Origin of the sequence: Streptomyces sp. QH1-20 (assembly GCF_041283565.1) — a bacterium.
In the GTDB taxonomy this organism is placed as follows: Bacteria; Actinomycetota; Actinomycetes; order Streptomycetales; family Streptomycetaceae; genus Streptomyces; species Streptomyces syringius.
The window spans coordinates 1,897,089-1,914,457 of the sequence record NZ_CP166299.1 but is presented as its reverse complement, the minus strand read 5'-3'; the positions used below and the strand labels follow the sequence as shown (position 1 = coordinate 1,914,457).

Below are 17,369 nucleotides of genomic sequence, written 5' to 3'. Positions count from 1 at the left end.
TGGAACACCCGAAGGTGTTTCGGTGGTCATTGCGTTAGGGAAACGCCCGGTTACATTCCGAACCCGGAAGCTAAGCCTTTCAGCGCCGATGGTACTGCATGGGGGACCGTGTGGGAGAGTAGGACGCCGCCGAACAATATTTCAAGGACCCTTGGTCCCAGCGTTCACGCTGGGACCAAGGGTCCTTTTTGTTTTTTGCCGAAGCGCGCCGGCCAGCCGGGTGCGCGAGAATGACTGCGGTACCCGAAGACTAGGAGTCACGTCGATGTCCACCAACTCTCCCGACGATCGATCGGGCAGCGAGCCGAGGCGTGGTGCCCCTCGCGGGCCTCGACGCGACGACACGCGCGGCGGTTTCCGCCGCGACGACCGCCGCGATGACCGTCCTGCCTTCCGTCGTGACGACCGTGGGGACGACCGTCCCCGTGGCCCGCGCCGTGAGGACGACCGTGGTGGTCGCCCCTCCGGCGGTGGCTACGGCGGTCCCCGCCGTGACGACGACCGCGGTGGGCGCCCCACCGGTGGCGGCGGCTACGGCGGCCCCCGCCGTGACGACCGTGGTGGCCGTCCCTCCGGTGGTGGCTACGGCGGCCCGCGTCGCGACGACGACCGTGGCGGCTTCCGTCGTGACGACCGTCGCGATGACCGTGGTCCCCGTCGTGATGACGACCGTGGTGGCCGTCCCGGCGGCTTCGAACGCCGAGACGACCGCGGTGGCCGTCCCTCCGGTGGTGGCTACGGTGGCCCGCGTCGCGATGACCGTGGCGGCGACCGCCCCGCATTCCGCCGTGACGACCGTCGTGACGACCGCGGCCCGCGCCGTGATGACGACCGCGGTGGTCGCCCCTCCGGCGGTGGCTACGGCGGTCCCCGTCGTGACGACGACCGCGGTGGCTTCCGTGGCGGCCGTGACGACCGTGGCGGTGACCGCCCCGGTTTCCGTCGTGACGACCGTCGTGACGACCGTGGCCCCCGTCGTGATGACGACCGTGGTGGCCGTCCCGGCGGCTTCGACCGCCGCGACGACCGTGGTGGGCGTCCCTCCGGTGGCGGTTACGGTGGCCCGCGTCGCGATGACCGTGGCGGCGACCGCCCCGCATTCCGCCGCGACGACGACCGTGGCGGTTTCCGTCGCGATGACCGTCGCGATGACCGTCGTGACGACCGCGGCGGCGACCGTCCGATCTTCCGTCGCGACGAGCGTGCCCCGCGTCGCGAGGACGACCGTGGCGGCTTCCGCCGTGACGACCGTCGTGACGACCGTGGCGGCGACCGCCCGACGACCTTCCGCCGTGACGAGCGTGCCCCGCGCCGTGAGGACGACCGTGGCGGCCGTCCCTCCGGTGGTGGCTACGGCGGTCCCCGTCGTGACGACGACCGTGGTGGCTACCGTGGCGGCCGCGACGACCGTGGTCCGCGCCGTGATGACGACCGCGGTGGTTACCGTGGCGGCCGCGATGACCGCGGCTCGCGTCCGTCGTACCGCGACGACCGCCAGGGCGGCGGCTACCGTGGCCGCGACGACCGTTCCGGTGGGTACGGGCGTCGTGACGACCGACGTGACGACCGTCGTGACGACCGCGAGCCGGTGAAGCGTCTGCCCATCCCGGACGACGTGACCGGCGACGAGATCGACAAGGACGTCCGGCAGGAGCTCATGAGCCTGCCCAAGGGCCTTGCCGAGGAGGTCGCGCGCAACCTCGTCATGGTGGCGAACCTGCTCGACGAGGACCCGGAGCAGGCGTACGCGTACTCCCGGATCGCGCTGCGGCTCGCCTCCCGTGTCGCCGCCGTGCGTGAGGCCGCAGGCTTCGCCGCGTACGCGACCGGCAAGTACACCGAGGCGCTCGCCGAGTTCCGTGCCGCCCGCCGCATGACGGGTTCCGTCGAGCTGTGGCCCGTCATGGCGGACTGCGAGCGCGGCATGGGCCGTCCCGAGCGCGCGCTGGCCATGGCCGGCGAGCCCGAGGTGGCGAAGCTGGACAAGGCCGGCCAGGTCGAGATGCGCCTCGTCGCCGCCGGTGCCCGTAAGGACATGGGCCAGGCCGACGCGGCCGTCGTGACGCTGCAGGGCCCCGAGCTGGCGTCGAACTCGATCCAGCCGTGGACCGCCCGACTGCGTTACGCCTACGCGGACGCGCTGCTCGCGGTGGACCGCGAGGCCGAGGCGCGCGAGTGGTTCGCCAAGGCCCTCGAGGCCGACCAGGGCGGCATGACCGACGCGTCCGACCGGCTCGCCGAGCTCGACGGCGTGGAGTTCACGGACGCCATGGGCGACGAGGACGCCGCCGAGGCCCCCGAGACCGCCGCCGCTGTCGAGGCGGACGCGGACGAGGAGCCGGCTGCCACCGAGGCCGAGGCCGAGGTCGAGAGCGCCTCCGTCGAGGATGTCCAGGACGACAAGGCCGCCGATGACAAGGCCTCTGACGGCCAGGGCTCCGACGACAAGAGCTGATCGCTGAACGTGGAGGGCGGCACCCCGGAGTCCCGGGGTGCCGCCCTCCACGCGTATCCGGACGCCGCCTGTCGCGGCGGCGGGTGCTCAGTTCAGCGCGAGACTGCGCAGGACCAGGCCGGTGGCCGGCTTGGGGCCGAAGGACGTCGACTTGCGGGGCATGGTCACGCCCTGCGCGGCCAGTTCCCGTACGACGTCCTCGTGGACCGGGTGCATCAGCACGGCCGTGCCGCCGTGCCGCTCGGCCTGGGTGACGGCCGCCGCCGTCTCGTGGATGTAGCCGATGTGCTCCGGGTCGTCCGCCACCCGCCAGACGTGCTCCAGCAGGACGGAGTGCAGGACCGTCGCGTCGAGCGTGCGCCAGGCCTCCGGGCGGTCGGCGGGGACCGTACGGGCCAGGAGGTCCGGATCCGGGCGGTCGAGGAGGTGGAAGCGGCCGTCACCGGCGAGCACGAAGGCGTTGCCCCCATCGGCCACCGCCTCGTCCAGAGCCTCCAGCGCGCTCGACAACGGGCCCTCGACGGTGCGTACCCGGAAGAGGCCCTCCACGGCCGCCAGGGCCTCGGCCACCGGGAGACGGTGCAGGAGGCGGTGGATGGCCCGGACCCGCAGCGGGTAGCGGGAGGTGTCCACCAGGAGCACCAGACCGAAGTCCCAGGGGCCGGGGGCGGGCTGCTCGGCGTGCAGCCGCAGGTAGGTGGCCCAGCGGTGGTGGCCGTCCGCGATCAGGGCCTGCCGGCTGGAGAGGTCCTCGTCGATCCGGGCCAGGTCGTCCGGGTCGGTGATCGACCACAGGCGGTGGGCGTAGCCGTCCTCCGTGGTCGTCGACAGCAGCGGCTCGCAGCGGATGACGCGCTCGATGACGTCCGCCGTGCCGTTCGTGCCGGCCTCGCCGCCCCGGTAGGAGAAGAGCAGCGGCTCGAGATTGGCCGCGGTGTCGCGCATCAGGGCGGCGCGGTCCTCGACGATGTGCGGCATGACGTCCTCGTGGGGGAGGACGACGCCTTCCTCGCGGGGGCTGAGGCGCAGCGCGCCGATCAGACCGCGCTGCAGTATGCCGTCACCGCGCTGCTCGTAGACGTACAGGGCGGGCTCGGGGTCGGCGGCGAGGATCCGCTCCTCCTGCCACTGCCGCAGCGTGTCCGCGGCCTGCCGGTGCCGGTCGGCGGCGGTGGCGGCCTGGGGGAGGATCAGTCGCACGATGTTGTGCGGGTCGGCGGTCTCCAGGTGGCGCAGACCGTCCGGCCGCACGACGACGTCATAAGGGGGCGATGTGACAGCGGCGAGGCTGCCCACTCGCTCGGGGACGTAGCGCAACCCTCGGAAGGGGGCGAGTTGAAGACCCTGCCCTGCGTGACCTGGAGTGCTCATTGGGAAATGTTATGTCTCATGGGCGGATGAGCAATGATCTGGGAAGAGACGTACAGCACAAGGAGAGATCACACGATGAACCAGACCGTCCGGACCGGCCCCGACGGCAGCGGGAAGCGGCTCAGCGAGGCCTATGACACCGCGCTGCTGGACCTCGACGGCGTGGTCTACGCGGGCGGCGAGGCCATCGCGCACGCCGTCGAGTCGCTCGGCACGGCCCGGGACGGGGGCATGCATCTCGCCTACGTGACGAACAACGCCGCCCGTACCCCGGAGACGGTGGCCGGGCACCTGACGGAGCTGGGTGTGCCCGCCGAGCCGAGCGATGTGATCACCTCCGCGCAGGCGGTGGCGCGGCTGATCGCCGATCAGCTTCCCGCCGGATCCCGGGTGTTGGTGATCGGCGCGGAGGGGCTGCGGGTCGCGCTGCGCGAGCGCGGGCTGGTGCCGGTGGACTCGGCGGACGACGACCCGGCCGCCGTGGCGCAGGGCTACGGCGGCCCGGACATGCCGTGGTCGCGGCTGGCGGAGGCGTCGTACGCGGTGGCGCGCGGGCTGCCGTGGTTCGCCTCGAACACGGATCTGACGATTCCGAGCGCGCGGGGCATCGCGCCGGGCAACGGCGCGGCGGTGCAGGTCGTCCGGATAGCCACGGGTGCGGAGCCGCAGGTGGCGGGCAAGCCGCTGCCGCCGATGCACCGGGAGACGGTGCTGCGGACGGGCGCGGAGCGGCCGCTGGTGGTCGGGGACCGGCTCGACACGGACATCGAGGGCGCGCACGTGGGCGGTGTGGACTCGCTGCTGGTCCTCACCGGGGTGACGACGGCGGCGCAGCTGCTCGCGGCTCCGCCCGAGCACCGGCCGACGTATGTGACCGAGGACCTGCGGGGGCTGCTGGAGCCACAGCCGTCGGTGGAGGCCGCCGGTGACGCCTTCCGCTGCGGTGGCTGGACGGCTACGGCCGACGGCGAGGCGCTGGCGCTGGACGGGGACGGCGACCGCATCGACGCTCTGCGCGCGCTGAGTGCGGCGGCGTGGACGGCCGCGGGGGAGGGCTCCTGCGACCTGGACGCGGCGCAGGCGCTGGGGCGGCTCGGCTGGTAGTCGGTTCTTCGGCTGCGGGCTGTCTTGCCGCCTGCGGCGGCGGGCGCCCTGCGGGCGCGTCCTCGAACGCCGGACGGGTGCAATGAGCCCGTCCGGCGGCTGTCACGCCAGTTCGGCGAGCAGGTCCTCTTCGGTGGCGCCGCGGCGCCAGTAGCCCGTGAAGGTCACCGCCCGGCGGTCGAAGCCGCGGTCGCCGACGAGGTGGCGGCGGAGCGCGCGGACGGTGCCGGACTCGCCGGCTATCCAGGCGTACGGGGTGCCGGCGGGCAGTTCCGCGGCGCGGAGGGCGTCGAGCACCGGCTCCGGGTCGGTGCCGCGGACCAGCCAGGTGATGTCGGCGTCGGCGGCGGTGGGGAGGTCCTGGACGTCGTCGGCGTGCGCGACCTCGATCCAGACCTTGGCCTTGGTGCCCGCCGGGAGCCAGGCGAGGATGCCGGCCGTGGCGGGCAGGGCGGTCTCGTCGGCGGTGACGAGGACCCAGTCGGTGCCGGCCGGCGGCTGGAAGTCCGCGCCGCCGTTGTCCGTGCCGACCGGGGCGAGGAGTACGGCGCGGTCGCCGGGGCGGGCGGCGTGGGCCCAGGTGGAGGCCGGGCCCGCGTGGCCGCCCGACGCGTCGTCCCCGACGCCGTGCAGCACGAAGTCGACGTCCATCTCGTCCGGCCCGTAGCGCATCTCCCGGACGGTGTAGGTGCGCATGACGGCCCGTTCGGACGGGTCCTGTGCCCGCCACTCGCCGAACCAGCTCTCGTCGCGGGCGGGCAGCACCGGCGCCTCCTGCCCCGGCTGGGGCAGGAACAGCTTGAAGCGCTGGTCGCGGCCGTCGACGACGACGTCACCGAGGTCGTCGCCGCCGAAGGTGACACGGGTCATGGCGGGGCTGATCCGCTCGGTGCGGACGACGTGCGCGTCGAAGAAGCGGTAGGGCGGGGCGTCGGTCATGCGGCGGGTCCTTTCGGGCGTCGTCAGGAGGCGGGGCGGGCGGCGGGCGCCGACCAGGGAGGGGGCCTCAGCTGACCTTCTTGGCCTTCTCGATCGCGGCGGCGAGGCTCTCGACGAGGGGGGCGCAGCCGGCGTAGGAGTAGCGGGGCTCGCTGAGCCAGGGGGTGATCTGGCCGGCCTTGACGGCGGGGAGCCCGGCCCAGGTGGGCTTGGACTCGAGGTCCTTGGGCTGCAGGGCGGAGGTGCGGTTGTCGAGCAGGATCAGGTCGGCGGCGTACTTGCCGGCGTTCTCCCAGCTGAGGCTCTCGAAGAAGCCGCCGGTGACCTTGTCGGGGACGATGAACTCGACGCCGAGCTGCTTGAAGTAGGTGAGGTCGGCGTAGACGCCCGGCTCGGAGACGTAGAGCAGGTCGGCGGAGCCGGACGCGCAGAGGACCTTGAGGCCCTTCTTGGCCCTGGCGGCCTGGCGGAGGGTCTCGGAGGCCTTCTCGAAGCGTGCCTTCGCGTCCGTGACCTTCTTGGCCTTGAGGTCGGCGCCGAGCGACCCGGCGAGCTCGGCGTAGCGTCCGATGACCTGGGTCAGCGAGACCTTGGTGACGTTGATGCCGACGCTGGGGGCGAGGCCGAGGATCTTCTTCTTGCTGTCGTCCGGCACGTACCAGAGTTCCTGCGCCTGGAGCATGTTGGTGACGAGCAGTTCGGGGCTCATGGCCGCGTACTTCTCGACGTTGAACTCGCCCCAGGCGTTGCCGAGGACCGTCACCTTGTCGACGTCGAGGTCGCCGGCCTGCGGGTCGGGCTTGCCGTCCTTGAGCTTCGTCGGGCCGAAGACGCCCGCGCACTCGAAGCCGAAGTCGTGCAGGGCGGCGGCGGTGCCGGTGAAGGCGACGACCTTCTTCGGGGTCTTGTCGGCCTTGACCGTGGTGCCCCGGTCGTCCTTGAAGGTCCAGGGGCCGGAGTCCGAACCCGAGCCGTTCCCGCCCGAGTCCTTCGAGCCGCCACCCCCGCAGGCGGTGAGGAAGGCGCCGATGCCGAGGGCGCCACCGGCGGCGAGGATGCCGCGGCGGGACGGGGAGTGGGTGCGGGAAGTGCTCATGGAGACGTTCTTCTCTCGGGGGTGCGTTCGAACGAACCTCGTTCGATGGGGTGGCGTCAGGGTAGGCTAACCTAACCGCGTGTTGGTCGAGAGTCCCCCCCAAACCTCAGCGGAACCGCCGAAATCGGCGGCGTCCCGCGGCCGGAGCACGGCACGGGCCGCCGGGCTGCTCGCCTCGGTCGCGCTGCTGGCGCTGGTCGTCGTCGCGAGCATCGCCGTCGGCGCCAAGCCGATCCCCCTCGACCAGGTCTGGCACGGGCTCTTCCACGCCACGGGCAGCGACACCGACGTGGTCGTGCGCGACGTACGCGTGCCCCGCACCCTGCTCGGACTGCTCGTCGGCGCCGGGCTCGGACTCGCCGGCGTCGTGATGCAGGCACTCACCCGCAACCCGCTCGCCGACCCCGGACTGCTCGGCGTCAACGCCGGAGCCTCGGCCGCGGTCGTCTCCTCCGTCACCTTCTTCGGCGTCACATCGGTCCGCGGATACGTGTGGTTCGCCTTCCTCGGCGCCGCCGTCGTCGCGGTCGTGGTCTACGCGCTCGGTGGAACCCGTGGCGCGACCCCCGTGCGGCTCGCGCTCGCGGGCACCGCGGTGACGTACGCGCTCTACGGGTACGTCAACTCCGTCCAGCTCCTGGACTCCGCCGCGCTCGACAAGATGCGCTTCTGGACGGCCGGTTCGCTCGCCGTGGCCGACATCGACGTCGTAGGGCAGATCGCGCCGTTCATCGCGGCCGGTGTGCTGATCGCCCTCGCGCTCGCCCGTCCCCTGAACGCGGTGGCCCTGGGCGACGACACCGCGCGGGCGCTCGGCGCCCGGCTGACGCGGACCCGCGTCCTCGCGATGGCCGCCGTCACGCTGCTGTGCGGCGCGGCGACCGCCGCCTGCGGCCCCATCGTCTTCATCGGCCTGATGGTCCCGCACATCGTCCGCAGCCTCACCGGCCCGGACCTGCGCTGGGTCATGCCCTACGCGGCCGTGCTGTCACCGGTGCTGCTGCTCGGCGCGGACGTGATCGGCCGCATCGTCGCCCGCCCCGGCGAACTCCAGGCCGGCATCGTCACCGCGCTCATCGGCGGGCCCGTCTTCATCCATCTCGTACGTCGCCGGAGGATGGCCCAGCTGTGACCGCCAAAACGATCCGCACCCGTGGCGGGCTGTCCCTGCGCGTGGCTCCCCGGTCGGCGCTCGTCGTAGCTCTGCTCCTGGCCCTCGCGCTCACCGCCTCGGTCGTCCTCATCGGCACCGGCGACTTCCCCATGACCCCCGCCGAGGTCCTCACGACCCTGACCGGCGGCGGCACCCCCGCCCAGGAGTTCATCGTGCAGGACCTGCGGCTTCCGCGCGTCCTGGTCGGGCTGCTCGTCGGGGCGTCCCTCGGGCTCGCCGGCGCGGTCTTCCAGTCCGTCTCCCGTAACCCGCTGGGCAGCCCCGACGTGATCGGTTTCGGCCAGGGCTCGGCGGCCGGGGCCCTCACCGTCATCGTCCTCTTCCACGGTGGCACGTTCGCCGTGGCGGGCGGCGCCGTCGTCGGCGGCGTGCTCACCGGCCTCGCCGTCTATCTGCTCTCGTGGCAGAAGGGCATCCACGGCTACCGCCTCGTCCTCGTCGGCATCGGTGCGACCGCCGTGCTCACCGCCGCCCGGGACTACCTCATGACCAAGGCCGACATCGTCGACGCCACCCGGTCGATGGTGTGGATGGTCGGCTCGCTCAACGGCCGCGACTGGGCCCAGGTGTGGCCGCTGCTCGTCGTGTGCGGTGTGGTCTTCCCGGTCGTTTTCGGCCAGGGACGGTCCCTGCGGATGCTGGAGATGGGGGACGACGCCGCGTACGCGCTCGGCGTACGGGTCGAGCGGTGCCGGCTCGTGCTGGTGGTGGCCGCCGTGCTGCTGACCGCCGTCGCGACCGCCGCCGCCGGGCCCGTCGCCTTCGTCGCGCTGGCCGCGCCGCAGCTCGCCCGGCGGCTCACCCGCGCCCCCGGCCCCAACCTGGCCGCCGCCACCTGCATGGGCGCGGCCCTGCTGGTCGGCGCCGACTGGGCGTCCCAGCGGGTCTTCGGGGCGGACCAACTGCCCGTCGGCGCCGTGACCGGAATGCTCGGCGGCTGCTATCTGCTGTGGCTGCTGATCACCGAGCGCAGGGCGGGCCGGATATGAGCGGACCGGATACGAGCGGACCGCACACCGACCGCCGGCCGGCTGACGGCCGGCCGCACAGCGCCCAGGATTCCAGGAGAGACCCCATGAGCCGACTGGCGGCCGAATCCGTCACCCTCGCCTACGACCGGCGGGTCATCGCCGAGGACCTCTCGGTCGCGGTGCCCGACAACTCCTTCACCGTCATCGTCGGCCCCAACGCCTGCGGCAAGTCCACACTGCTGCGCGCCCTGTCGCGGATGCTCAAGCCGACCGCCGGAGCCGTCCTCCTGGACGGCTCCGCCATCGACTCCCACCCCGTCAAGCAGGTGGCCCGCACGCTCGGACTGCTGCCGCAGTCCTCGGTCGCCCCCGACGGGATCACCGTCGGCGACCTCGTCGCCCGCGGCCGCCACCCGCACCAGGGACTGCTGCGGCAGTGGTCGCGGGAGGACGAGCGGATCGTGGGCGAGTCCATGGCCGCGACCGGCGTCGACGCGCTCGCCGAGCGGTACGTCGACGAACTCTCCGGCGGGCAGCGCCAGCGGGTCTGGATCGCGATGGCCCTCGCCCAGCAGACCCCGCTGCTGCTCCTCGACGAGCCGACCACCTACCTCGACATCCAGCACCAGATCGAAGTCCTCGACCTCTGTGCCGAACTGCACGAGGAGCAGGGCCGCACCCTGGTCGCCGTGCTGCACGACCTCAACCACGCCGCGCGCTACGCCACGCACCTGATCGCGATGCGCGACGGGCGGGTCGTCGCCGAGGGGGCGCCGACGGACGTGGTGACGGCCGAACTGGTGGAACGCGTGTTCGGTCTGCGTTGTCAGGTCATCGAGGATCCGGAGACCGGGACGCCCCTGGTCGTTCCGGCCGCCCGGCGGTCCCGGACCGCTACAGCAGCGACCGCAGGCGCAGCACGTCCCGCAGGCTCGCCTGCACCCTGACCCGGCCGGCGGCCCAGGCCTTCGCGAACTTCAGCCTGCCGTCGACCAGCGCCACCAGATCGTCACCGGACATCGTCAGGGCGATCTCCGCCCGCCGCTCGGGGGTGCCCGGCAAGGTCCGTACGTCCTGGATGTGGCCGCCCGCGAGATGACCCACGAAGGTGACGTCGAGGTCGGTGATGTGGCAGCTGAGCGAGCGGTCGGGCGCGGCGGCGTCGCGGAGGTCACCGCTCGCCCCCGCGAGGTTCTCCGCCAGCCGGTCGAGTGCGCTGCGGCACTCCTCGATGGTCGCCATCGGTAGGGACGGTACCCCAGCGGACCGCGTACGCCGCTCAGGCACCGTTTGGAGGTAGCGTCGGAGCCATGACCGATCCGATGACCGGTGCGCGGGAGCTGCGGGTGCCCGAGCCGGAGAGCCCCGCCCCGGACGCCGTTGCCGGCGCCGGCCGGCCGCTGCCGCTGGGCGTCGACCGCACCCCCACCGGCGACGCCGCCGTGGACGCCCAGCTGGCCAGGCTGGCCGATGCCGACCACCTCGCGGCGAGCGGCCACCTGGAGGTGTACGAGGATGTACACCGGGGCCTGCGCGACGCGCTCACCGCGCTCGACCGGCGCCCCGGCCCGTCCGCACCGTCCGTGCCCGTCGGGTCCCCCGCTTCGTACGACAACAGGAGCTGAACCACTCGTGGCAGTGACCCGCCCGCGCCGCAGCCGACTCGACGCCGAGCTGGTGCGCCGGAAACTCGCCCGCTCCCGCGAGCACGCGAGCCAGCTGATCGCGGCGGGCCGGGTGACCGTCGGCGGCACGACCGCGACCAAGGCGGCCACCCAGGTGGAGATCAGCGCCGCCGTCGTCGTCACCCAGGACGAGAACGACCCGGACTACGTCTCCCGCGGCGGCCACAAGCTCGCGGGCGCCTTCGCCGCGTTCGTCCCGCTCGGGCTGAAGGTCGAGGGCCGCCGGGCGCTCGACGCCGGCGCCTCCACGGGCGGCTTCACGGACGTCCTGCTGCGCGCGGGCGCGGCCCACGTCGTCGCCGTGGACGTGGGCTACGGACAGCTCGCCTGGTCGCTCCAGAGCGATGAGCGGGTCACCGTGAAGGACCGCACGAACGTCCGCGAGTTGACGCTGGAGCAGATCGACGACGAACCCGTCGACCTGATCGTGGGCGATCTGTCCTTCATCCCGCTCGGCCTGGTGCTGCCCGCCCTCGTGCGCTGCGCCGCGCCCGACGCCGACCTGGTGCTGATGGTGAAGCCGCAGTTCGAGGTGGGCAAGGAGCGGCTCGGTACCGGTGGCGTGGTGCGCAGCACCCAGCTGCGGGCCGAGGCGGTCCGCGCGGTCGCCGCCCGGGCGGCGGGCCTCGGGCTCGGTGTGCTGGGCGTGACGGCGAGCCCGCTGCCCGGGCCCTCGGGCAACGTCGAGTACTTTCTGTGGCTGCGCGCCGGAGCGCCCGAACTGGACCCGGCGGACGTTGACCGTGCAGTGGCGGAGGGGCCCCGTTGACCACTTCAGAAGCAGCATCAGCAGCATCGCAGGAGCAGAACCCGGCGGGGGAGGAGGCCGGCGGACGCACGGTCTTCCTCCTCGCCCACACCGGCCGCCCGGCGGCCATCCGCAGCGCCGAGCTGGTCGTCCAAGGACTGCTGCGCTGCGGAATCGGCGTGCGGGTGCTGGCGGAGGAGGCCGCCGACCTGCCGCTGCCGCCCTCGGCCGAGCTGGTGGAGGCCGGCCCGGGCAAGCCGGACGTCCTGGAGGGGTGCGAGCTCCTGGTGGTGCTCGGCGGGGACGGCACGCTGCTGCGGGGCGCCGAGTTCGCGCGGCGCTCGGGGGTGCCGATGCTGGGCGTCAACCTCGGCCGGGTCGGCTTCCTCGCCGAGGCCGAGCGGGACGACCTCGACAAGGTCGTCGACCGGGTCGTGACGCGGGCCTACGAGGTCGAGGAGCGGATGACCCTCGACGTCCTCGTGCGCAACGACGGACACGTCGTGCACACCGACTGGGCGCTGAACGAGGCGTCGGTCGAGAAGGCCGCCCGCGAGCGCCTGCTGGAGGTCGTCACCGAGGTCGACGGCAGGCCGGTCTCGCGGTTCGGCGGCGACGGCGTCGTCTGCGCCACCCCGACCGGCTCCACCGCCTACGCCTTCTCGGCGGGCGGCCCGGTGGTCTGGCCGGAGGTCGAGGCGCTGCTGATGGTCCCCATCAGCGCGCACGCGCTCTTCGCCAAGCCCCTGGTCACCGCGCCGGACTCGGTGCTCGCGGTGGAGGTTCAGCCGCAGACGCCCAACGGTGTGCTGTGGTGCGACGGCAGACGGACCGTCGAACTTCCCGCGGGCGCGCGGGTGGAGGTACGGCGGGGCGCGGTGCCGGTGCGTCTCGCGCGCCTGCACCACGCCTCGTTCACGGACCGGCTGGTCGCGAAGTTCGCCCTGCCGGTCGCCGGGTGGCGGGGCGCGCCGCACTAGCGGTGTCCGGCGGATCCGAATCCAGCCCGTCCGGCGATTGAGGACGAAACGGCGGGCCAGCCGTCGGCTCGGGTGCCGGACGGGCTCGCCCGTCAGCGCAGTCGCCTGCGTGCCTCGGCGAGAGCCGAGTCGCGGCCTTCCGTCAGCTCCTTCTCCGTGAAGACGTCCGTGCGGATGTGCGGCGGTATGCCCGCGCCGTCGTACGTCGTACGGCCGTCCTTCGCGCTCAGGAACTCCTCGTTCGGGAGCCAGAACTTCCAGCCGTTGGGCAGCGTGCGCTCCAGCTTGTCGGAGAACAGCCCCTGGGTGTTCTCACCGATCAGCGTGGGCTTCGGCCCGCGGCCCAGCAGGGCCTGGGTGAGGGTCTCGCCCGCGCTCATCGTCAGCCGTCCGGTGAGGACGGTCAGGGGACCGGTGTATACCGGCCCCTGGTGCGGGCGGACCCGGACCGGCTCGGCGGGGGTGAACTCACGGGGGTCGCGGGCGTCGTTCCGCGCGTGCTTGAGGTAGGCCGTGTAGGGCCGGTCGGTCAGCCGCTCGGCCACGTCCAGGGCGAGACGGTCGGAGCCGCCGCCGTTGAGCCGCAGATCGAGGATCAGGCCGCGCAGGGCCTTCGGGCCGCGGGTCCGGGCGGCGGTGAAGACCTCGTCGAGGGCTTTGCCCAGCACGGCCTTGTCGGCCTCGTAGCCGTCGCCCTGCCCGTAGTTCTGGAAGCCGGTGATGCGGAGGAAGCCGATCCGGTCGGTGCCCTCGGAGTAGGTGATCTGCCCGTTGCCCTGGGTGAGCAGGAGATCCCCGACAGGGCCCGCGAGGACCACCTCGTCGATGCGCTTCCGCCCTTCCCCGTCAGGCATGACGGTGTCCTCGCGGATTCCGGAGAAGTACTCCTTGGGCCGCGTGAGGTCGACCAGCCCGGTGTGCCCGTCGTGCAGCGGCCGGATCATCTCCGACAGGATCGAGAACAGCTCGGCCGGGCTGGTCGTGCGGGTGACCCGCGGCCGGAAGCGGTCCCGCACGGCGTTCCAGTCGATGTTCCGGGCGGCGAAGAAGGGATAGTTCTCGGCGTAGGTCTGCCAGTAGACGTCGAAGACGTCCCGCGGGTCCGCCTTGGTGTCCGGGGCGGGAGGGGTCTGGCCGTGGCAGTTCGCGGGCAGCGCGGCCGTGCGGCGCAGCGTGCGGTGGCCCACGTTGTCGGCGAAGGCGAACTCCGCCCGGTCCGGACCCGTGGCGTTCACCGTGAGTACGTCGCCGTCCTGCCGGAAGGGGCCCGTGGCGGTCGGCCGGGTGGCGGTCACCTCACCGGGGACGCAGCTGACGGCCGTGGTCTCGTACGTCCGCAGCAGCCGCCCGCCGTTCTCGACGGAGACGACCGTGCCGTAGCCGTCCATGCGCCACGTGCCCTCCAGCCCCGCCGGGCGGGGGCTGTGGGCGACCGCGTCCCCGGTGCCGGCGGCGGTGGTCAGGGCGACCGCGGCGGCGAGCAGGAGTGTGGTGGCGCGGGGAGTACGGGATCGAACGGTCATGTTGACCTCATGATGTGTGGTGTCGGAACCGGCGGGAACTGCCACGACAAGCCTCGCGGGCAGGGGGATCCGGGGCCATGGAGTGATCACCCGGACCGGTGGTGGGGGTATCCCCAGGGCGGTCCGCGGGGGTGGCCGTCGCGAGGCGCCCTCAGAACCTCGTATGGTCGTATCCGTGTTGGAGGAGATGCGGATCCGGTCCTTGGGCGTCATTGATGACGCGGTGGTCGAGCTGTCACCCGGTTTCACCGCGGTGACCGGTGAGACCGGCGCGGGCAAGACCATGGTCGTCACCAGCCTCGGTCTGCTGCTCGGCGGGCGCGCCGACCCCGCCCTGGTGCGGGTGGGGGCCAAAGCCGCCGTGGTCGAGGGGAGGATCACCGTCGACCACACCTCGCCCGCGGCCGTACGGGCCGAGGAGGCCGGCGCCGAACTCGACGACGGCACGCTGCTCATCAGCCGCACCCTCTCCGCCGAGGGGCGCTCGCGCGCCCACCTCGGCGGCCGGAGCGTGCCCGTGGGGCTGCTGGCCGAGCTGGCGGACGACCTCGTCGCCGTGCACGGCCAGACCGACCAGCAGGGGCTGCTGCGCCCGGCCCGGCAGCGGCAGGCCCTCGACCGGTACGCGGGCGACGCGGTGTCCGTGCCGCTCGCCAAGTACGGCGGCGCCTACCGCAGGCTGCGGGCCGTCGTCGGCGAGCTGGAGGAGCTGACCACACGCGCCCGCGAGCGCGCCCAGGAGGCCGATCTGCTGCGCTTCGGCCTGGACGAGATCGCCGCCACCGCGCCCCTGCCGGGGGAGGACGCCGAACTCGCCGCCGTGGCCGAGCGGCTCGGCCACGCCGAGGCCCTCGCCTCCGCGGCCACCGCCGCGCACGCCGCCCTCGCCGGGAACCCCGAGGACCCCGAGGCGTTCGACGCCACCAGCCTCGTCGCGGGCGCGCATCGCACTCTGGAGTCCGTGCGCTCCCACGACCCCGCCCTCGCCTCGCTCGCCGAGCGGCTCGGCGAGCTCGGCATCCTGCTCGCGGACGTCGCCGGGGAGCTCGCCGGTTACGCCTCCGACCTCGATGCCGACCCCCGCCGGCTCGCGGCGGTGGAGGAGCGGCGCGCCGCCCTGACCCACCTGACCCGCAAGTACGGGGCGGACATCGCCGCCGTGCTGGCCTGGGCCGAGGAGAGCGCGGCCCGGCTCGGCGAGCTGGAGGGCGACGACGACCGCATCGGCGAACTCACTGCCGAGCGGGACGCGCTCCGCGCCGAGCTGGGCGAGCTGGCGCAGGCACTGACCGACGCCCGGACGGAGGCGGCGAAGCGATTCGCCGACGCGGTCACCGCCGAACTCGCCTCGCTCGCCATGCCGCACGCGCGCGTCACCTTCTCCGTCCGGCAGACCGAGGTGGACCGGCCGGAGACCGGCATCGAGGTCGCCGGCCGGGCCGTCGCGTACGGCCCGCACGGCGCCGACGACGTCGAGCTGCTGCTCGCCCCGCACCCCGGCGCCCAGCCCCGCCCCATCGCGAAGGGGGCGTCCGGTGGTGAGCTGTCCCGCGTCATGCTCGCCGTCGAGGTGGTCTTCGCGGGCTCCGACCCCGTGCCGACGTATCTCTTCGACGAGGTCGACGCCGGTGTCGGCGGAAAGGCCGCCGTCGAGGTCGGACGCCGGCTGGCCAAGCTGGCCCGGACCGCGCAGGTCGTGGTGGTCACCCACCTCCCGCAGGTCGCGGCCTTCGCCGACCGCCATTTGGTGGTGGAGAAGACCCACGAGGGCTCGGTGACCCGAAGCGGTGTCCAGGCGATGGAGGGCGAGGACCGGGTACGCGAACTCTCCCGCATGCTGGCGGGCCAGGAGGACTCCCAACTGGCCCGTGCCCACGCCGAGGAACTCCTGGCGGCGGCGCGCGACACGGGGCACTGAGCGGGCCCCTGACGGGCACTGACCGGGCTGGGCCGGGCGGGGGGCGTCCGCTCGTGGGCGATGGTCCGGCCTGGTCTTGGTTACGGACGCCCTGGTCACTCATGTGAGTGAATCCGTGGATGCGTGGGCGAGGTAAGGCCGACAAATCACGCAATGCTGGTGCAGGGAGGGCATGGGGGGCTGGCATCCTGGGCTCAGCACCGTGTCGTACGACTCTGCCCGACTCTGCCCGACTCCGCCGACGTCGAATCAGGAGCTCCGCCCGCGTGAGCAGTACACCCGGCCCGTCGCACGCGCGGCCGTCCCTGCACGCCGTACAGGTCCTGGGCAGCGGGAGCGCGGGCAGTGGCGCGCACGTGCGGTCGCTCGCGGCCGGGCTCGTGGCGCGCGGACTGCGGGTGACGGTGTGCGCGCCGCGCGGGACCGGCGAGGGGTGGGCTTTCGCGGGCTCGGGAGCCTCGTTCGCCCCGCTGCCGACGTGCGCGGACGCGTCGGCGGTCGCCGGGATCCGGGCCGCCAGCCTCAGCGCCGACGTCGTGCACGCGCACGGCCTGCGCTCGGGGGTGCTGGCGGCGCTGGCGCTGCGCGGCCGGCCCACCCCGCTGGTCGTCACCTGGCACACGAAGGTGCGCGCGCAGGGCGCGCGGGCCCACGTCGTGCGGCTGATGGAGCGGCGCGCGGCACGGGCGGCGGCCGTTCTGCTCGGCGCCTCCTCGGACCTCGTGGACCGGGCCCGGCGGCGCGGCGCGCGCGATGCCCGGCTGGCGCCGGTGGCGGTGCCCGCGCCGCGCCCCGCACCGCCGGAGGACGACCACCTGCGGCACAAGGCGCGCGCCGAACTCGGCGCGGTGGCCCGGCCCTTGCTGGTCGCCGTCGGCCGTCTGGAGCCGGGCCGGGGCTACGGCCCGCTCCTCGACGCCGCCCGGGCCTGGCGCGAGCTGGACCCCGAACCGCTGCTGATCGTGGCGGGCGAGGGCCCCGAGCGGCCGTGGCTGCAGCACCGGATCGAGACCGAGGCCCTCCCCATCCGGCTGGTCGGCCGGCGCGACGACGTCCCCGAGCTGCTGGCGGCGGCCGACGTGGCGATCCTGCCGAGCCGTTGGGAGGCCCGCTCGCTCCTCGCCCAGGAGGCGCTCCACGCCGGCGTCCCGCTGGTCGCGACCTCGGTCGGCGGCGTCCCCGACCTGGTAGGCGACGCTGCCGAACTCGTCCCCTACGGCGACCCGGACGCCCTCTCCGCCGCCGTCACCCGCCTCCTCGACGACCCCGACCGCCGCACCGAACTCATCGCCGCGGGCCGGGCCCAGGCAGCGAGCTGGCCCACGGAGGACGACACGGTCGCCCACGTCCTGAGCATCTACGACGAGCTGAGCCAACGGGGTTTCTGACGGGCATGGTGTCGTCA

Annotated in this window: 16 protein-coding genes and 1 rRNA gene; 12 read left to right on the top strand and 5 right to left on the bottom strand. The window is 73.5% G+C overall.

From position 1 onward, the window contains the following. Positions 1-18: 18 nt before the first annotated feature. The 3 genes from rrf to AB8O64_RS08495 all read left to right on the top strand — a co-directional run bounded on the left by rrf (position 19) and on the right by AB8O64_RS08495 (position 2,455). Positions 19-135 (top strand): 5S ribosomal RNA (gene rrf / locus AB8O64_RS08505). Positions 136-311: 176 nt separating this feature from the next. Beyond that, positions 312-1,592 carry a hypothetical protein gene (locus AB8O64_RS08500; RefSeq protein WP_370418614.1) on the top strand — a complete coding sequence of 427 codons (1,281 nt, stop codon included), beginning with the start codon at positions 312-314 and terminating at the stop codon, positions 1,590-1,592. 5 nt (positions 1,593-1,597) lie between these two features. Further along, positions 1,598-2,455, top strand: a complete 858-nt coding sequence (locus AB8O64_RS08495) for a hypothetical protein (protein ID WP_370423820.1) — start codon at positions 1,598-1,600, stop codon at positions 2,453-2,455. A gap of 87 nt (positions 2,456-2,542) precedes the next feature. On the opposite strand, the gene AB8O64_RS08490 is transcribed toward AB8O64_RS08495, so the two are convergent. Then, a complete protein-coding gene (locus AB8O64_RS08490) occupies positions 2,543-3,826 on the bottom strand; it encodes a DUF1015 family protein (protein ID WP_370418613.1) in 1,284 nt (427 codons plus the stop codon). 75 nt (positions 3,827-3,901) lie between these two features. On the opposite strand from AB8O64_RS08490, the gene AB8O64_RS08485 reads away from it, so the two are divergent. Further along, positions 3,902-4,930, top strand: a complete 1,029-nt coding sequence (locus AB8O64_RS08485) for an HAD-IIA family hydrolase (RefSeq protein WP_370418612.1) — start codon at positions 3,902-3,904, stop codon at positions 4,928-4,930. Between the two features lie 102 nt (positions 4,931-5,032). On the opposite strand, the gene AB8O64_RS08480 is transcribed toward AB8O64_RS08485, so the two are convergent. Beyond that, entirely contained in the window at positions 5,033-5,869 is an 837-nt protein-coding gene (locus AB8O64_RS08480; protein ID WP_370418611.1) for a siderophore-interacting protein, read from the bottom strand. A 67-nt stretch (positions 5,870-5,936) separates the two neighbouring features. Beyond that, positions 5,937-6,965 (bottom strand): ABC transporter substrate-binding protein, encoded by a 1,029-nt coding sequence (locus AB8O64_RS08475; RefSeq protein WP_370418610.1) that lies wholly within the window; start codon positions 6,963-6,965, stop codon positions 5,937-5,939. Between the two features lie 79 nt (positions 6,966-7,044). Between AB8O64_RS08475 and AB8O64_RS08470 the strand changes: the two genes are divergently transcribed. From AB8O64_RS08470 to AB8O64_RS08460, 3 genes are all read left to right on the top strand, one after another. Continuing rightward, positions 7,045-8,097, top strand: a complete 1,053-nt coding sequence (locus AB8O64_RS08470) for a FecCD family ABC transporter permease (RefSeq protein WP_370418609.1) — start codon at positions 7,045-7,047, stop codon at positions 8,095-8,097. Then, positions 8,094-9,128 (top strand): FecCD family ABC transporter permease, encoded by a 1,035-nt coding sequence (locus AB8O64_RS08465; RefSeq protein WP_370418607.1) that lies wholly within the window; start codon positions 8,094-8,096, stop codon positions 9,126-9,128. The genes AB8O64_RS08470 and AB8O64_RS08465 overlap by 4 nt, the downstream gene beginning before the upstream one ends. A gap of 86 nt (positions 9,129-9,214) precedes the next feature. After that, complete coding sequence (locus AB8O64_RS08460) at positions 9,215-10,057, top strand: ABC transporter ATP-binding protein (protein ID WP_370418606.1); 843 nt, start codon at positions 9,215-9,217, stop codon at positions 10,055-10,057. Here the strand turns inward: AB8O64_RS08460 and AB8O64_RS08455 are convergent. Beyond that, positions 10,005-10,352 carry a sterol-binding protein gene (locus tag AB8O64_RS08455; RefSeq protein WP_130877050.1) on the bottom strand — a complete coding sequence of 116 codons (348 nt, stop codon included), beginning with the start codon at positions 10,350-10,352 and terminating at the stop codon, positions 10,005-10,007. The two genes, AB8O64_RS08460 and AB8O64_RS08455, sit on opposite strands and share 53 nt — an antisense overlap. Before the next feature lie 68 nt (positions 10,353-10,420). On the opposite strand from AB8O64_RS08455, the gene AB8O64_RS08450 reads away from it, so the two are divergent. From AB8O64_RS08450 to AB8O64_RS08440, 3 genes are read left to right on the top strand one after another with little or no spacing between them, the layout of a single operon-like run. Next, positions 10,421-10,735: a hypothetical protein gene (locus AB8O64_RS08450; protein ID WP_370418605.1), complete on the top strand. Its 315-nt coding sequence runs from the start codon at positions 10,421-10,423 to the stop codon at positions 10,733-10,735. A 13-nt stretch (positions 10,736-10,748) separates the two neighbouring features. After that, the gene (locus AB8O64_RS08445; protein WP_130877100.1) at positions 10,749-11,564 is read left to right on the top strand and encodes a TlyA family RNA methyltransferase; all 816 of its coding nucleotides are present in this window, start codon (positions 10,749-10,751) and stop codon (positions 11,562-11,564) included. Then, a complete protein-coding gene (locus tag AB8O64_RS08440) occupies positions 11,561-12,523 on the top strand; it encodes an NAD kinase (RefSeq protein WP_130877049.1) in 963 nt (320 codons plus the stop codon). Before AB8O64_RS08445 ends, AB8O64_RS08440 begins: the two co-directional genes overlap by 4 nt. Positions 12,524-12,615: 92 nt before the next feature. Here the strand turns inward: AB8O64_RS08440 and AB8O64_RS08435 are convergent, their stop codons facing one another. Beyond that, on the bottom strand, positions 12,616-14,046 hold the full coding sequence (locus AB8O64_RS08435; RefSeq protein WP_370418604.1) for a S41 family peptidase: 1,431 nt from the start codon (positions 14,044-14,046) through the stop codon (positions 12,616-12,618). Positions 14,047-14,209: 163 nt separating this feature from the next. Here AB8O64_RS08435 and recN point away from each other — a divergent pair, with 163 nt between their 5' ends. Both recN and AB8O64_RS08425 read left to right on the top strand, forming a co-directional pair. Continuing rightward, the gene (recN, locus tag AB8O64_RS08430) at positions 14,210-15,964 is read left to right on the top strand and encodes a DNA repair protein RecN (RefSeq protein WP_370418603.1); all 1,755 of its coding nucleotides are present in this window, start codon (positions 14,210-14,212) and stop codon (positions 15,962-15,964) included. Between the two features lie 266 nt (positions 15,965-16,230). Further along, complete coding sequence (locus AB8O64_RS08425) at positions 16,231-17,352, top strand: glycosyltransferase family 4 protein (RefSeq protein WP_370418602.1); 1,122 nt, start codon at positions 16,231-16,233, stop codon at positions 17,350-17,352. Positions 17,353-17,369 lie beyond the last annotated feature (17 nt).

Bases quoted from the DNA above. Each gene is read 5' to 3' on its own strand.
- AB8O64_RS08490 (WP_370418613.1), bottom strand. From the start codon at position 3,826: ATGAGCACTCCAGGTCACGCAGGGCAGGGTCTTCAACTCGCCCCCTTC.
- AB8O64_RS08485 (WP_370418612.1), top strand. From the start codon at position 3,902: ATGAACCAGACCGTCCGGACCGGCCCCGACGGCAGCGGGAAGCGGCTC.
- AB8O64_RS08480 (WP_370418611.1), bottom strand. From the start codon at position 5,869: ATGACCGACGCCCCGCCCTACCGCTTCTTCGACGCGCACGTCGTCCGC.
- AB8O64_RS08475 (WP_370418610.1), bottom strand. From the start codon at position 6,965: ATGAGCACTTCCCGCACCCACTCCCCGTCCCGCCGCGGCATCCTCGCC.
- AB8O64_RS08460 (WP_370418606.1), top strand. From the start codon at position 9,215: ATGAGCCGACTGGCGGCCGAATCCGTCACCCTCGCCTACGACCGGCGG.
- AB8O64_RS08455 (WP_130877050.1), bottom strand. From the start codon at position 10,352: ATGGCGACCATCGAGGAGTGCCGCAGCGCACTCGACCGGCTGGCGGAG.
- AB8O64_RS08450 (WP_370418605.1), top strand. From the start codon at position 10,421: ATGACCGATCCGATGACCGGTGCGCGGGAGCTGCGGGTGCCCGAGCCG.
- AB8O64_RS08435 (WP_370418604.1), bottom strand. From the start codon at position 14,046: ATGACCGTTCGATCCCGTACTCCCCGCGCCACCACACTCCTGCTCGCC.
- recN (WP_370418603.1), top strand. From the start codon at position 14,210: ATGGTCGTATCCGTGTTGGAGGAGATGCGGATCCGGTCCTTGGGCGTC.